Raw genomic sequence first — 14,015 nt, forward strand, 5'->3', positions numbered from 1 at the left:
TCGCCGCACCAGCGCGCGCCATCCGCCTCGCAACTGCGCTACCTTGCACCCAAAGCGCCCTCGCGCCCAAGCCGCCCCCGGAGATCACATGCCCCTGCTCCATCGGTCCCCTACCGCGCCACAACACACCAGCCGCCACCGCGCCTGGCGCATCGGCCTGGCCCTGCTGTGCGCCCTGGTCGCCGCGCCCGGCATGGCCGCCGACACCACCGTGCCGGCCGTGCAGCGCGCGCAGCAACTGATCCTGGTGCTGGCGCCTGATTGGGACAGCCCGCAGGGCACGTTGCAGGCGTTCGAGCGCGACGCGAAAGGCTGGCGCGCGCAGGGCAAGGCCTTCGACGTGAGTCTCGGCAGTCACGGCAGCGCCTGGGGCCTGGGCCTGCATCCGGCACAGACGGATGGCCCGCAGAAACGCGAAGGCGATGGCCGCAGCCCGGCCGGCGTGTTCACCATCGGCGAAGCCTTCGGCTATGCGTCGCGCATCGACAGCGCCATGCCCTACCAGGCGATGCAGCAGAGCAACTACTGCATCGATGTGCCCGGATCGCCGCTGTACAACCAGATCGTCGATGCCGACAAGGTCGGCAGCGCCGCGGTGGCCGGGTCCACCGAACCGATGCGCCTGGACCTGCAACACGCCGGCGATCAGCGCTACCGCGAAGGCTTCGTGATCCAGCACAACGCGCAGGCCACGCCGGGCGCCGGCAGCTGCATCTTTGCGCACCTGTGGCGCGCGCCCGGCGCGCCCACCGCCGGCTGCACCGCGATGCAGCCGGCCGACATGCAGCGGCTGCTGGCGTGGTTGCGGCCGTCCGCCGCGCCGCTGTTCGTGCTGCTGCCGCGCCATGCCTACCGGCGCCTGCAGGCCGAGTGGGCGCTGCCGGCCGTGGAGCCGGCGTCGTGAGCCAGGCGCCCGCACCCGGGCTGGTCCGCGCGGTCAGCCGCTGGCAGATCGTCGGGTTGTCGATCAACGACGTGATCGGCAGCGGCATCTACCTGCTGCCCGCGGCCACCGCCGCCCTGCTCGGGCCGTTGAGCCTGTGGGCGGTGTTGCTGGCCGGTGTGGCGGTGGCGCTGCTGGTGCTGTGTTACGCGCAGGCGGCCAGTTACTTCGACGAACCCGGCGGCAGCTATCTGTATGCGCGCGAGGCGTTCGGCCGTTTCGCCGGCTTCGAGATCGGCTGGATGATCTGGCTGACCCGGATCAGTTCGGCAGCGGCGCTGAGCAACGGGCTGGCCGATGCGGTGGTGCGCTTCTGGCCGGCCGCGGCCGGGGGCGGCGCGCGCCTGGCCATCGTGATCGGCTCGCTCGGCCTGCTCACCGCGATCAACGTGATCGGGGTGAAGTCGGCCGCGCGCACCGGCGTGGCGCTGGTGATCGGCAAGCTGGTGCCGCTGCTGCTGTTCGTGGCGATCGGCGTGTTCTACGTGGACTGGTCGTGGGCGTTCTCGGGCAAGACCCCGGACCCGCACGATGTCGGCAACCTCGGTGAGGCGGCGTTGCTGCTGCTGTTCGCCTATGCCGGCTTCGAGAACATCCCGGCCGCCGCGGGCGAATACCGCAATCCGCGCCGCGACGTGCCGTTCGCGCTGATCACCATGATCGTCACCGTCACCCTGATCTATGCCGCGGTGCAGGTGGTGGCGCAGGGCACGCTGCCCAACGTGGCGCAATCGGCGACGCCGTTGGCCGATGCCGCCAGCGGCTTCGGTGGCGAAGCGCTGGCGCTGATCCTCACCGTCGGCGCCACCATCTCCATCCTCGGCACCACCAGCAACACGGTGATGCTGGGGCCACGCTTCCTGTTCGCGCTGGCCAAGGACGGCTACGGCCCGGCGTTCCTGGCGCGGGTGCATCCGCGCTTCCGCACGCCGGCCGCGGCGATCCTGCTGCAAGGCGTGCTGTCGCTGGCGTTGGCCCTGTCCGGCTCGTTCGTGCAACTGGCGCTGCTGTCGATGGTCACCCGCCTGTTCGCCTACATCGGCACCGCCGCGGCGGTGCTGGTGCTGGCACGGCGCTATCGCGACCGGCCCGGCGCGCTGCGGCTGCCGGGCGGGCCGTTGATCCCGCTGGCGGCGCTGTTGCTGGCGCTGGCGCTGCTGCTCAGCGCCAGCTGGCAGAACCTGGCCGCCGCGGGCGTGGCGCTGCTGGTGGGCGCGCTGTTCTATCGGTTCCCGCGCAAGGACGCGGCATGAACGCCTTCACGCCGCCTTGCGCGCAGGTCACGCGCGGATAACCGCGGCGCCCGGACGCTGGATGCCCACCAGCGAGAGCCGCCCGCCATGAAACGACGCCGCGTCTACAGCGCTCCGGATCTGTCCACCGCCACGCGCGCACTGCAGGCCGCGCGCAGCGCCGGCCTCGACAACGACGACCTGTCGCTGGTCGCGCGCGGCGACATCGAGCTGGACGCCATCCCCGACGACCGCAAGGAAGGCAAGACCGACACCGTACCGGCCGCGGCGCGCGGCGCACTGGGCGGCGGTGCCGCCGGACTGCTGGCCGGGCTGGCGGCGATCGCGGTGCCGCCACTGGGCATCACCCTGGCCGGCGCCGGGGTCATGGCGATCGCCGGTGCCCTGGTCGGCAGTTGGTCCTCGGCGCTGGTCGGGTCCACCGTGCCGGACCCGGTGCGGCGCAACTTCGAAGACGAAATCGAGGCCGGGCGCATCCTGGTGGTGATCGAAGGCGAGCCGGAGCTACTGGACGCCGCCGATGCGCCGATGCGCGCGGTCGGCACCACGGCCTTGCCTTACGAAGCGGCGGCTGCCGCGCACTGACATCACGCCAGCTAGGCCAGGCCTGGCGCGAGACGTTCTCCGTTGCGCAGTTCCGTACTGACGCGGCGGCACGGCCCGAAGGCCCGCCGCCATTGCGTCGTCATCGTCAGGCGGCTGGCGTCAGCGACCGCATGCGTACCAACAGACCCGCGACATACACCAGCCCGTAGGCGATCAGCGCCGCGGCGATGCTCATGGTCAGCGGACTGGCGTTCTGCAGGGTCTCGGCACTGCCGCCGGCGAACGCCCCACTGGCCCAGCGCCAGGCCAGGCGCCCGAGCAACAGCACGCTCAGCGCGGCGCCGATCCAGGGATTTGGCGTATACCAGCGCGCGCCGTCCTGCAGTTCGATGCGGGTGTGGTGCAGGGCGAAGCCGCCCAGCGCGGCCCCGCCCACCGCCCCCAACGCCATGCCCAGGCGCACGGCGGGCAGGTGCACGGCCAGCCACGCCAGCAAGGCCGCGACCAGCAGCAGGAACCCCAGCCGCACGCCGGTGCGCCGCGGCTGCCAGGGCTGGCGGCCGAAATAGCGGCGGATGCGTCGGTAATACAGCCAGCCCACACCGGCCGTGGCCAGGTACGGGGTCAACAAGGCGATGCCGTTGGCGGCCATGGGATTTGTCGGAAGAGAGGGGCGTAGCGGCGGATCGTAAGCCACCCTGAGCGCCGGCGCAGCCTGCCAGAAGGCATGAATGTTTCATATCGCGATCACGCCGCGCAGGGGCGGGTTTAACGCCGGCGTGGCTAGCGTGGAGCGCATTCATCGTCCACGGAGAACCATCATGAGCGTTCCGTATCAGATCCCCGGCCGTGCGCCCAACGACGAGGACCGCAACAGCGTCTCGCAGTACTGGCGCGATCGTTTCGCCGACGAGCCCTATTACAGCGAAGGCGAGCGCTTCGAGGACTACGAGCCCGCCTACCACGCCGGCCACGAGGCGCGCATCCGCGACTTCAACCGCGCCTACGAGCAGGTGGAAGCGGAGTTGCACCGCGACTGGGACAACAACAAGGGCTCACAGACGCTGAGCTGGAGCAAGGCCCGCCACGCCGTGCGCCGCGCCTGGGAGCGTGCCGGCAACGGCGAATAAGGCGACGTGCCACGTTCCCACTTGTAGAAGCGGCTTCAGCCGCGACAGGCTTTCTCAGTAAAGCCCGTCGCGGCTGAAGCCGCGCCTACGATGGCAGCACGGCGATGTCCTGATCGCACCCACGCCGCCAGCACCGACGCATCGGCAGGCGCACGCGCCCCACGCCGCTCACCCGGCAGCGGCGCAACCGCCGCTGCCGGGTGTACTCCTCAACTCTCCAGCGGCTGCAACTTCAGCAACCGCCCACCGGCGCCATCCTCCAGCAGCCACAGCGCGCCATCCGGCCCCTGCTCCACCTCGCGGATGCGCTTGCCCATGTCGTAGCGCGCCGCCTCGCGTGCGGTCTCGCCGTTGAATTCGATCCGCACCAGCGACTGCGAGGACAGGCCGCCGATGAAGCCGTTGCCGCGCCACTGCGGGAAGCGGCTGCCGTTGTAGATGACGAAGCCGGCCGGCGAGATCACCGGCGTCCAGCTCACCTTGGGCGCGGCGAATTCCGGGCGTGTGCTGTGATCGGGAATCGGGCGGCCGTCGTAATGATCGCCATTGGACACGATCGGGTAGCCGTAATTGGCGCCGCGCTGGATCAGGTTCAGCTCGTCGCCGCCGGCCGGGCCCATTTCGTGTTCCCACAACCGGCCGTTGGCGTCGAAGGCCAGGCCGAGCACGTTGCGGTGGCCCAGCGACCACACCTGCGCGGCGACGCCGCCGCGGTTGGCGAACGGATTGTCGGCCGGCACGCTACCGTCGTCGTTGAGGCGCACGATCTTGCCCAGGTTGCCGCTCATGTCCTGCGCCGGATCGAACTTCTGCCGCTCGCTGGAACTGATCCACAGCTTGCCGTCCGGGCCGAACGCCAGCCGATGGCCGAAGTGGCCGTTGCCGGACACCTTGGGCTGCTGCCGCCAGATCACCTGCTGTTGGGACAGGCTGCCGCCGCCGTTGTTGTCGAGCGTCAGCTTGGCGCGCATCACCGCTGCGCCGCGGGTATCGCCGCTGCCGGGTTCGGCGTAGCTCAGGTAGACCCAGCCGTTCTTGGCGAAGCCCGGATGCGGCAGCACGTCGCCGAGACCGCCCTGGCCGCCGTACGCCACGGTGGGGACGCCGCTGACCGTGCCGGTATGGCCGCTGACCGGGTCGATGCGCTTCAACGTGCCACCCTTCTCGCTGACCAGCGCAGTGCCATCGGGCAGGAAGCTCATCGCCCACGGTTCGTTGAAGGTGGCGACCGGGGTCGCCGAGAACGGCCAGTCGCCACGCCGCTCGGCGGCCGTGTCGGCGGGGGCGGCGTGCGCCGCAGAGATCGCCAGGCCCATGGCCAGCGCGCAAGCCAAACCCAGGGGAGTTCGCATGACGTGCACCTATCGGTTGGGGTCGAATCCCGAACCTAGCAGAGCCCGCGTGCACGGCAAGCATGCCGCGGCCAAGCCGTGGTCGCGGTCACGACGGCAGCGGTCTGCCCGCCCGGGGCAGCGCGCCAGACCGGATCACTCCAGCGGAGGCGGCAGCGTCTGCCCGACGTGGCGCTTGCCGCCTTGACCGGCCCCCACCGCATCGCGGGTGTTCTTCTGCACCGCCACTGCACCGAACAGGCTAAGCGCGAAGGCCATGGCATAGAAGCCTTTCTCGCTCAGCAACAAGGTTGCATTGAACAGACCGACTGCCAACAGCACCAGCGCCGCGATCACCGAGAACCAGCAGATCGAGTAATACAACCCACTCACCGGAATGTCCTCGACGCGGTCGCGCACGCTCTTTTGCAGCGAGACCGCGGAGAACAGGCCGAACAGCAGGACCGTGAAGTAATAGCCCTTCTCGTTCAACATCATTTCGGCATTCCACAAGCCGATCAGGAACCCGCCCGTGCCCAGCAGCAACGCCCCCCAGGAGGCAGCGATAAAGGCGGCGGAGGTCTTGGGCGCAGCTTGCATGAGAAATTCCTTGTGATGAGGGAAGACCAGGATCGGCGCATGAGCGAGGCGCAGCGCGCATCCCGACAACGCAACCTGAATGCATAAGGTAGAGGAAAGCGGCGAGTTACGCACCCGATCACAGTGGATGCTGCGCCGCCCCGCCGTAGACGCCTGCAGCAGGCCGCATCGGAACGCTTCCGCAGATGCAGGCGGCGTCACGCCGCGTCCTGCATGGAAGGCCGGGAACGCAGGCCGCAGGCAGGAAGCCGACGCGACGAGTACACGCGCCCGCACCCACGACAGGCGTCCGTTGCGGCCCCATAGAGGCACGCCAGACCATGAAAGTGGCTGCAAGAGCAGCCAGCGCGCGTCCTCCGGGCGGCATGGCGCTGCCTCCGGATCAGGGCGATCCGCGCGGCCGAATCACCATCGGCGTCACGCCCACGTCGGCGACGGCTGTCGCTGCGCCGGCTCAGCCGGGCAGCAGCTCGAAGGCCACCGGCTCGCCGCTGGCCGAGGACGCGCACACCCACAGGTCGAACAGGCCCGGCTCGGCCGCGCACTGTCCGTCGCGGCCGGTGAAGGCCAGCGCGTGGCGGTCGAGGGTGAAGCGGACCTCCATGCCCTCGCCCGCGGCCAGCCGCACCTTGCGGAACGCCTTCAGCTCGCGCACCGGGCGCACCCGGCTGGCGACGCGGTCGTGGATGTACAACTGCACCACTTCCTCGCCTTCGCGCTCGCCGACATTGTCGATGCGCGTGGTCACAGTCAGGGTGTCGTCCCAGCCGACCTGGGTGCGATCGAGCAGCGGCGCGCCATAGGCGAACTGCGTGTAGCCGAGGCCGTGGCCGAACGGATACAGCGGCGCGTTCGGCACCTCGCGCCAGCGCGACTTGAACTCGCTCATCGTCGGCAGTTCCGGCCGGCCGGTGCGCGGGTGGTTGTAGAAGTACGGCTGCTGCCCGGCGTCGAGCGGGAAGCTCACCGGCAGGCGCGCGGACGGGTTGTAGTCGCCGAACAGCACGTCGGCCACCGCCGGGCCGGTCTGCGTGCCCAGGTACCAGGTCACCGCGATCGCCGCGGCATCGCGCACCGCGCCCTGCAGCGCCAGCGCGCGACCGTTGCGCAGCAGCACCACCAGCGGCGTGCCGGTGGCGGCGACCGCCTCGGCCAGCGCCTGCTGCGCCGGCGGCAGCACGATCTGGGTGCGCGACTGCGCCTCGCCGCTGTAGCGCTGCGGCTCGCCCAGGGCCAGCACCACCACGTCGGCGGCGCGCGCGGCGGCCACCGCCGCCTCGATGCCGCCGTCCAGCGGCGCTTCCAGGCCGCAGCCGGGCACCACGGTCAGCGCCTGCGCGTCGGCCAGCGCGGCGCGCACGCCGGCTTCCAGGGTCACATAGCGGGTCTTGTCGCCGAACAGGGTCCAGCAGCCCTCGATGTTGTCGCGGTCCTGCGCGAACGGGCCGATCAGCGCGATCTTCTGGCCCTGCTTGCGCAGCGGCAGCACCGGGCCGTCGTTCTTCAGCAGCACGATCGAGCGCCGCGCCGCGTCGCGCGCCAGCGCATCGTGCGCGGCGATGTGCGACAGGTCGGCCTCGCGCGCCGGGTCCAGCGAACGGTACGGATCGTCGAGCAGGCCGATCGCCTCCTTCAGTTCCAGCACGCGGCGCACCGAGGCATCCAGCAGCGCCATCGGCACCTCGCCGTCCTCCACCAGCGACGGCAGGTGCGCGGCGTAGAAGCCGCTCTGCATGCTCATGTCCATGCCGGCCAGGAACGCCTTCTTGGTCGCGTCGCGCTCGTCGGCGGCATAGCCGTGCGCGATCAGCTCCATGTCGGCGGTGTAGTCGGAGATCACCACGCCGGGGAATTTCCATTCGCCGCGCAGGATCTCGGTCAGCAGTTCGTGGTTGGCGCTGGCCGGCACGCCGTTGATGTCGTTGAAGGAGGTCATCACGCTCAGCGCGCCGGCCTCGAAGGCGGCCTGGAACGGCGGCAGATGCACGTCGCGCAGGGTCTGCGGGGCGATGTCGACGCTGGCGTACTCCATGCCGGCGGCGACCGCGCCATAGGCGGCGAAGTGCTTGGGCGTGGCCAGCAAGGCGTCGTCGGCGCGCAGGTCCGGCCCGTGGAAGCCGCGCACGCGCGCGGCGGCGAAGGCGCAGCCCAGCACCACATCCTCGCCAGCGCCCTCGGCGCCGCGGCCCCAGCGCTGATCGCGGGCGATGTCCACCGCCGGCGCGTAGGTCCAGTGGATGCCGGCGGCGGTGGCCTCGACCGCGGTGGCGCGCGCGGTGCGCTCGGCCAGTTCCGGCTCGAAGCTGGCGGCCTCGCCCAGCGGGATCGGGAACACCGTGCGCATGCCATGGATCACGTCCGCAGCCAGGATCACCGGGATCCCCAGCCGGCTCTCCTCCAGCGCCACCTGCTGGATGCGCCGCCCCAGTTCCGCGCCGACGCCGTTGAACAGCGAGCCGACCCGGCCGGCGCGCACCTGCTGCAGCACCTCGTCGGCATTGCGGACGTTGGCTTCCGGATTCACGTCGGGGGCGAACGGGCGCACCATGTCGGCGAAGACGCCGAGCTGGCCGACCTTCTCCTCGACGGTCATGCGGGCGATGAGCGATTCGATACGATCCGAAGCCATGGGGTCCTTTGAGAAAACGTTTACATAGCCGCCAATTCTAGCTCTGCGGCCAGTCGATGGGGCAAGTTCCGGCGCCGGAATCGCCTATTCATAAAACTGTCTACCGACCGGGGCCGGCCCGGCCGCCGCGCACCATACGCCTGCGAAGGGGCGCCGCCTAGGGGGACTGGAGGGAGAGCCGGGCCCGGCTCAGCCCGGCGCTGATCCCGGATCGCCGCGGCCGGCCGCTGGCGCAGCGCACAGGCCGCCCGCCTCAGCTCAGGAGCTGAAGTAGGCCTCGGCGATGGCGCTGTGCAGGTAGCCGAGGTGGGTCTGGATCTCGTCCATGAACCCGGCCGGGTTGTGCTGCGCCAGGTACGCCGGGTCGGCATTGCGCACCAGCCCGCTGATGCGCATCAGCGCGCGCTCCACCGGCGGCCGCGGCGGCATGGTCGGCAGGATGTGCTGGGCGCGGACCAGGCAGAACTGCACGCTGCGCGGGAAATCGTTGTTCTGCAGCAGGAAGCGCAGCGCCTGCTCGCCGGTGACGCGCTGGCGCACGTGGCGGCGGTACATCTGGTAGGCGGCCTGCGCACGCAGCACGCTCATCCACTGCATGGCCTGGTAGGCCTCGCGGTCGTCGGCCTTGCGCGGGGTGATCAGGCCCGAGGCGCCGGCATCGATGATGCGCGTGGTCATGTCGGCCTGCTCGATCGCCGTGCCCAGGCGCAGGAACTGGAAGCCGATGTCGCGGCTGACGTTGGCGGTCAGCAGCCCGGACACCTTCAGGCAGGCGTCGGTCACGTGGCCCAGGAACTCCATGCGGTAACGGCGACCGACGCTGCGCTCGCCGTTGGCGTCGATGTACAGGTGCAGGTCGTTGACCGCTTCCCAGATCTCCTGCGGCAGGGTGTCGCGGATGCTGCGCAGCAGTTCGCGCGCGTACTGCACCGAACTGCGCAGCGAGGACGGATTGCGCTCGTCCAGCAGCAGGAAGCGCACCACGTCGGCGTCGCCGACGTCGTCGCCGGCGTTGGGGAACCACAGCGCGAAGATCTCGCCGGCGCCGACCGTGTCGATCATCGGCCGCCAGGCGAAGCGCACCGAGCGCGGCAGGTCCAGCTGCAGCAGGCTGCCCACGCCCACCAACCGCGCGGTGGTCTCGGCGCGGCGTACGTAGCGGCTGAACCAGTAGAGGTTGTCGGCAACGCGCGAGAGCATCAGTCCAGCTCCTCGTCCAGGTCCACCACCCAGGTGTCCTTGGCGCCGCCGCCCTGCGAGGAATTGACCACCAGCGAGCCCTCCTCCATCGCCACCCGGGTCAACCCGCCGGTGGTCACGTAGACGTCCTCGCGGGACAGGATGAACGGGCGCAGGTCCAGGTGCCGCGGCGCCGGCCCGGCCTCGGTCACGATCGGCGCGGTGGACAGGCCCAGGGTCGGCTGCGCCATGTAGTTGCGCGGGTCGGCCAGGATCAGCTTGCGGAACTGCTCGCGCTGGCGCGTGGTCGAGCGCGGGCCGATCAGCATGCCGTAGCCGCCGGACTCGTTGGCCGGCTTCACCACCAGTTCGTCCAGGTGCTCGAGCACGTACTGGCGGTCCTTGTCGTCGTGGCACAGGTAGCTGGGCACGTTGGGCAGGATCGGCTCCTCGTCCAGGTAGTAGCGGATCATCTTCGGCACGTAGGCGAACACCACCTTGTCGTCGGCCACGCCGGCGCCCGGCGCATTGGCCAGCGCCACCTTGCCGGCGCGCCAGCTGCGGATCAGCCCGGCCACGCCCAGCACCGAATCGGCGCGGAACGCCTCCGGGTCCAGGAACAGGTCGTCGACCCGGCGGTAGATCACGTCGACCCGGCGCGGTCCGTACACGGTGCGCATGTAGGTGCAGTCGTCGTCGGCCACGAACAGATCGTCGCCCTCGACCAGCTCGATGCCCATCGCCTGCGCCAGGTAGGCATGCTCGAAGTAGGCGCTGTTGAAGATGCCCGGGGTCAGCAACGCGATCACCGGCTGGTCGCCCGGGCGCGGCGACAGCGCCGCCAGGGTGTCGTAGAGCTGCGCCGGGTAGTCGTCCACCGGCAGGATCGCACTGGTCTCGAACAGCTCCGGGAACACCCGCTTGGCGACCATGCGGTTCTCGAGCATGTACGACACGCCGCTGGGGATGCGCAGGTTGTCCTCCAGCGCGTACAGCGTGCCGTCGGCGTCGCGCACCAGGTCCGAGCCGCACACGTGCGCCCACACCCCCAGCGCCGGAGTGATGCCCACGCACTGCGGGCGGAAGTTGACCGAGTGCTCCAGCAGCATCGCCGGGAACACCTTGTCCTTGACGATGCGCTGGGCGCCGTAGATGTCGCCGATGAACAGGTTGAGCGCACGCATGCGCTGCTTCAGCCCGGCCTCGGTGCGCTGCCATTCGTGCAGCGGGATCACCCGCGGGATCAGGTCGAACGGCAGCGTGCGGTCGACGTTGCGGCCGTCGGAGTAGACGGTGAAGGTGATGCCCATGACCCGCGCGGCGACGTCGGCGGCGAGCTGGCGTTCGGACAATTCGCGTCCACTGAGGCTGGACAGGTACTCGATGACCCGGCGCGCGGCCGGACGTGGCTGCCCATCGGACTGGATCAGCTCGTCGAAGGTGGCCGTGCGGTACTTGCTCCAGTCCATCGCGCCCCTTGTTGCTGCGGGCCGGCGGCGAGAGGCGCCGGCATGTTGTCCCGCAACATGCCCGCAGACGTGACAGCCGTCAAGCCGCCGGCGGCGGCACGGCGTCCGGGGCGCGGCGGATCCGCGCGCTGTCCATGAACATCGCGTCGCTGGAAGCCTGGAACACGCGCAGGTCGAAATTGGGCAGGATCGCCAGCAGGTGATCGAACAGGTCCGCCTGGATCTGCTCGTACATCGCCCAGCGGGTGTCGTTGGCGAAGCAGTACAGCTCCAGCGGCAGGCCGTTGGCGCCGGGTTCCAGCTGCCGCACCAGCAGGGTCATGTCCTGGCGCACGTGCGGGCTGGCGCGCAGGTAATGTTCGACGTAGGCGCGGAAGGTGCCGAGGTTGGTGATCCGGCGGCCGTTGATCGGCGCCACCCCACGCTCGGCGAGCGCCCCGTTCCAGGCGCCGAGTTCGTCGCGCTTGCGGTCGATGTACTCGCGCAGCACGGTCAACTGCCGCATCTGCTCGATCTCGGCAGCGTCGAGGAAGCGCACGCTGTGCTGGTCCAGGTACAGCGCGCGCTTGATCCGGCGCCCGCCGGCCTCGCTCATCCCGCGCCAGTTCTTGAACGAATCGCTGATCAGCTTCTTGGTCGGGATGGTGGTGATGGTCTTGTCCCAGTTCTGGACCTTGACCGTATGCAGCGCGATGTCGATCACGTCGCCGTCGGCGTTCTGCTGCGGCATCTCGATCCAGTCGCCAACGCGGACCATGTCGTTGGAACTGATGGTGACGCTGGCCACCAGCGACAGCAGGGTGTCCTGGAACACCAGGATCAGCACCGCCATCATCGCGCCCACGCCCGACAGCAGGATCACCGGCGACTTGTCGACCAGCACCGACACCATCAGCACCGCCGCGACCACGCCGAGCACGATCTTGAGCAACTGCATGTAGCCCTTGATCGGCTTGTTGTGCGCATCCGGGCGCCGCTCGTAGACGTGGTTGAGCAGATCCAGCACCCGCGACAGGGCCAGCGCCACGGTCAGCACGATGAAGGCGGCGCAGACGTTGCGCACCACGCTGACCATCGCCGCCGGCAGATGCGGCACCGCGCCGATGCCCAGCGACAGCACCAGCGCCGGGATCACGTTGGCCAGGCGCGGGATCACGCTCAGCTTCACCTCCTTGTCGCTGAGCACGGTGGCGCGCAGCACCCGCCGCAGCCCGCGCAGCAGGATGCGTTTGGTCACCCAGTTGGCCAGCCACGCCGCCAGCAGCAGCGCCACGATCACCATCGCGTCGTAGGCCCAGGGATACGGCGCCAGGGTGTGCTGCAGGTCGGCGAAGAAACGCGCGCCGGGCAGCGCCGCCGGCGCGGCGCTGGCGAATGGCAGCGATGCCTGCGTGCTCATGCGCGGCTGCGCTCGATGATGACCCCCACTGCCTGCGCTCCGCGCACCGCGCCCGGCTTGCTCAGCTTCAGCCGCAGCCACTGCACGTCGAATTCTTGCAGCACCGCTTCCGCGCAGCGCTCGGCCAGCGTCTCGACCAGCCCGTAGCCGGACTGCTCGACCAGTTCCACCAGGCGCTTGCTCACCGCCTTGTAGTTGAGCGTGTCGGCGATGTCGTCGCTGGCCGCGGGCTTGCGGTTGTCGAAGCCCATTTCCAGATCGAAGCGCAGCGTCTGCCGGATCCGCCGCTCCCAATCGTAGATGCCGATCAGCGCGTCGATTTCCAGACCTTCGATGAAGACTTTATCCATGGGGAGCGGGGAATGGGGAATAGGGAGTGGGGAATGGTAAGAGCAGAGGCAAAAGCGGCGCGTGAGCCGCTCACGATTCCCGATTCTCCATTCCCGATTCCCGACTTGCCGCCAATGGCGGCAAGTCCGCCATGTCCCAGCGCGGCGTCACCTGCACCGCGGACGCGGCGTCGTGCAGGCCCGCCTGCAGGCGCAGGGCGCCAGCGAAAGCGATCATCGCGCCGTTGTCGGTGCACAGCGCCGGGCGCGGGAAGCAGGCACGACCGCCGCGGGCCTGCGCCATCGCCTGCAGCTTGGCGCGCAGGCGCAGATTGGCGCCGACGCCGCCGGCGACCACGATGGTGTCGCTGCCGGCCGCCTCCAGCGCGCGCTCGCACTTGATCGCCAGCGTGTCCACCACCGCGTCCTCGAAGCCGCGGGCGATGTCGGCGCGCACCGTCTCGGACTGATCGCTGTCGCGCCAGGCCAGCAGCACCTGGGTCTTGAGCCCGGAAAAGCTGAAGTCCAGGCCGGGCCGGTCGGTCATCGGCCGGGCGAAGCGAAAGCGCCCCGAGGTGCCCTGCGTGGCCAGCGCCGCCAGTTGCGGGCCGCCCGGATACGGCAGCCCCATCAGCTTGGCGGTCTTGTCGAAGGCCTCGCCGGCGGCGTCGTCGAGGGTCTCGCCGAGCAGGCGGTAGCGGCCGATGGCCTCCACCGCGATCAACTGGGTGTGACCGCCGGAGACCAGCAGCGCCACGAACGGCGGCGCCGGCGCGCCGTGCACCGGGTCCGGATCCTCCATCAGCGGCGCCAGCAGGTGGCCTTCCATGTGATGCACGCCGATCGCCGGCACCTCCAGCGCCCAGGCCAAGGCCCGGGCCACGCCGGCGCCGACCAGCAGCGCGCCGACCAGGCCCGGGCCGGCGGTGTAGGCGACCCCGTCCAGGTCGCGCACCTGCAGGCCGGCCTCGGCCAGGGTCTGGCGGATCAGCGGCAGCAGCTTGCGCACGTGGTCGCGGCTGGCCAACTCCGGCACCACCCCGCCGTACTCGGCGTGCAGGGCGATCTGGCTGTACAGCGCATGCGCACGCAGCGCGGCCGCCCCGGAGCGGGTGGTGTCATAGACGGCGACGCCGGTTTCGTCGCAACTGGATTCGATGCCGAGCACGTTCATGGGGTGCATTGTGCGGCCGAATCGGCGGCAGGC

13 protein-coding genes are annotated in these 14,015 nt (G+C 70.1%); 4 read left to right on the plus strand and 9 right to left on the minus strand.

All coding sequences use genetic code 11. The features are described from left to right. Positions 1-193: 193 nt before the first annotated feature. The 3 genes from CEK68_RS00810 (at position 194) to CEK68_RS00820 (ending at position 2,781) form a co-directional block, all read left to right on the plus strand. A complete protein-coding gene (locus CEK68_RS00810; protein WP_226977715.1) occupies positions 194-904 on the plus strand; it encodes a L,D-transpeptidase family protein in 711 nt (236 codons plus the stop codon). Next, positions 901-2,196, plus strand: a complete 1,296-nt coding sequence (locus CEK68_RS00815) for an APC family permease (RefSeq protein WP_017908671.1) — start codon at positions 901-903, stop codon at positions 2,194-2,196. Before CEK68_RS00810 ends, CEK68_RS00815 begins: the two co-directional genes overlap by 4 nt. 87 nt (positions 2,197-2,283) lie before the next feature. Then, positions 2,284-2,781: a hypothetical protein gene (locus tag CEK68_RS00820; protein ID WP_152238246.1), complete on the plus strand. Its 498-nt coding sequence runs from the start codon at positions 2,284-2,286 to the stop codon at positions 2,779-2,781. Between the two features lie 106 nt (positions 2,782-2,887). Here CEK68_RS00820 and CEK68_RS00825 read toward each other — a convergent pair whose 3' ends face one another. After that, positions 2,888-3,394, minus strand: a complete 507-nt coding sequence (locus tag CEK68_RS00825) for a hypothetical protein (RefSeq protein ID WP_152238247.1) — start codon at positions 3,392-3,394, stop codon at positions 2,888-2,890. A gap of 169 nt (positions 3,395-3,563) precedes the next feature. Between CEK68_RS00825 and CEK68_RS00830 the strand changes: the two genes are divergently transcribed. After that, positions 3,564-3,872 carry a hypothetical protein gene (locus tag CEK68_RS00830; protein ID WP_017916324.1) on the plus strand — a complete coding sequence of 103 codons (309 nt, stop codon included), beginning with the start codon at positions 3,564-3,566 and terminating at the stop codon, positions 3,870-3,872. Positions 3,873-4,081: 209 nt separating this feature from the next. On the opposite strand, the gene CEK68_RS00835 is transcribed toward CEK68_RS00830, so the two are convergent. From CEK68_RS00835 to tsaD, 8 genes are all read right to left on the minus strand, one after another. Beyond that, positions 4,082-5,224 (minus strand): PQQ-dependent sugar dehydrogenase, encoded by a 1,143-nt coding sequence (locus tag CEK68_RS00835; protein ID WP_193312587.1) that lies wholly within the window; start codon positions 5,222-5,224, stop codon positions 4,082-4,084. A gap of 135 nt (positions 5,225-5,359) precedes the next feature. Beyond that, entirely contained in the window at positions 5,360-5,803 is a 444-nt protein-coding gene (yiaA, locus tag CEK68_RS00840) for an inner membrane protein YiaA (RefSeq protein ID WP_017908676.1), read from the minus strand. A 454-nt stretch (positions 5,804-6,257) separates the two neighbouring features. Continuing rightward, positions 6,258-8,432 carry a glycoside hydrolase family 3 N-terminal domain-containing protein gene (locus CEK68_RS00845; protein WP_152238248.1) on the minus strand — a complete coding sequence of 725 codons (2,175 nt, stop codon included), beginning with the start codon at positions 8,430-8,432 and terminating at the stop codon, positions 6,258-6,260. A 258-nt stretch (positions 8,433-8,690) separates the two neighbouring features. Then, on the minus strand, positions 8,691-9,632 hold the full coding sequence (locus tag CEK68_RS00850) for an alpha-E domain-containing protein (RefSeq protein ID WP_152238249.1): 942 nt from the start codon (positions 9,630-9,632) through the stop codon (positions 8,691-8,693). Further along, the gene (locus CEK68_RS00855) at positions 9,632-11,080 is read right to left on the minus strand and encodes a circularly permuted type 2 ATP-grasp protein (protein WP_010341631.1); all 1,449 of its coding nucleotides are present in this window, start codon (positions 11,078-11,080) and stop codon (positions 9,632-9,634) included. The genes CEK68_RS00850 and CEK68_RS00855 overlap by 1 nt, the downstream gene beginning before the upstream one ends. 79 nt (positions 11,081-11,159) lie before the next feature. Continuing rightward, positions 11,160-12,479 (minus strand): mechanosensitive ion channel domain-containing protein, encoded by a 1,320-nt coding sequence (locus CEK68_RS00860; protein ID WP_017915483.1) that lies wholly within the window; start codon positions 12,477-12,479, stop codon positions 11,160-11,162. Further along, positions 12,476-12,829 carry a dihydroneopterin aldolase gene (gene folB / locus CEK68_RS00865; protein WP_017912042.1) on the minus strand — a complete coding sequence of 118 codons (354 nt, stop codon included), beginning with the start codon at positions 12,827-12,829 and terminating at the stop codon, positions 12,476-12,478. The genes CEK68_RS00860 and folB overlap by 4 nt, the downstream gene beginning before the upstream one ends. 70 nt (positions 12,830-12,899) lie before the next feature. Next, positions 12,900-13,982, minus strand: a complete 1,083-nt coding sequence (gene tsaD / locus CEK68_RS00870) for a tRNA (adenosine(37)-N6)-threonylcarbamoyltransferase complex transferase subunit TsaD (RefSeq protein WP_152238250.1) — start codon at positions 13,980-13,982, stop codon at positions 12,900-12,902. Positions 13,983-14,015 lie beyond the last annotated feature (33 nt).

It is taken from the genome of Xanthomonas sp. LMG 12461 (assembly GCF_009192935.1).
Classification (GTDB): Bacteria; Pseudomonadota; Gammaproteobacteria; order Xanthomonadales; family Xanthomonadaceae; genus Xanthomonas_A; species Xanthomonas_A sontii.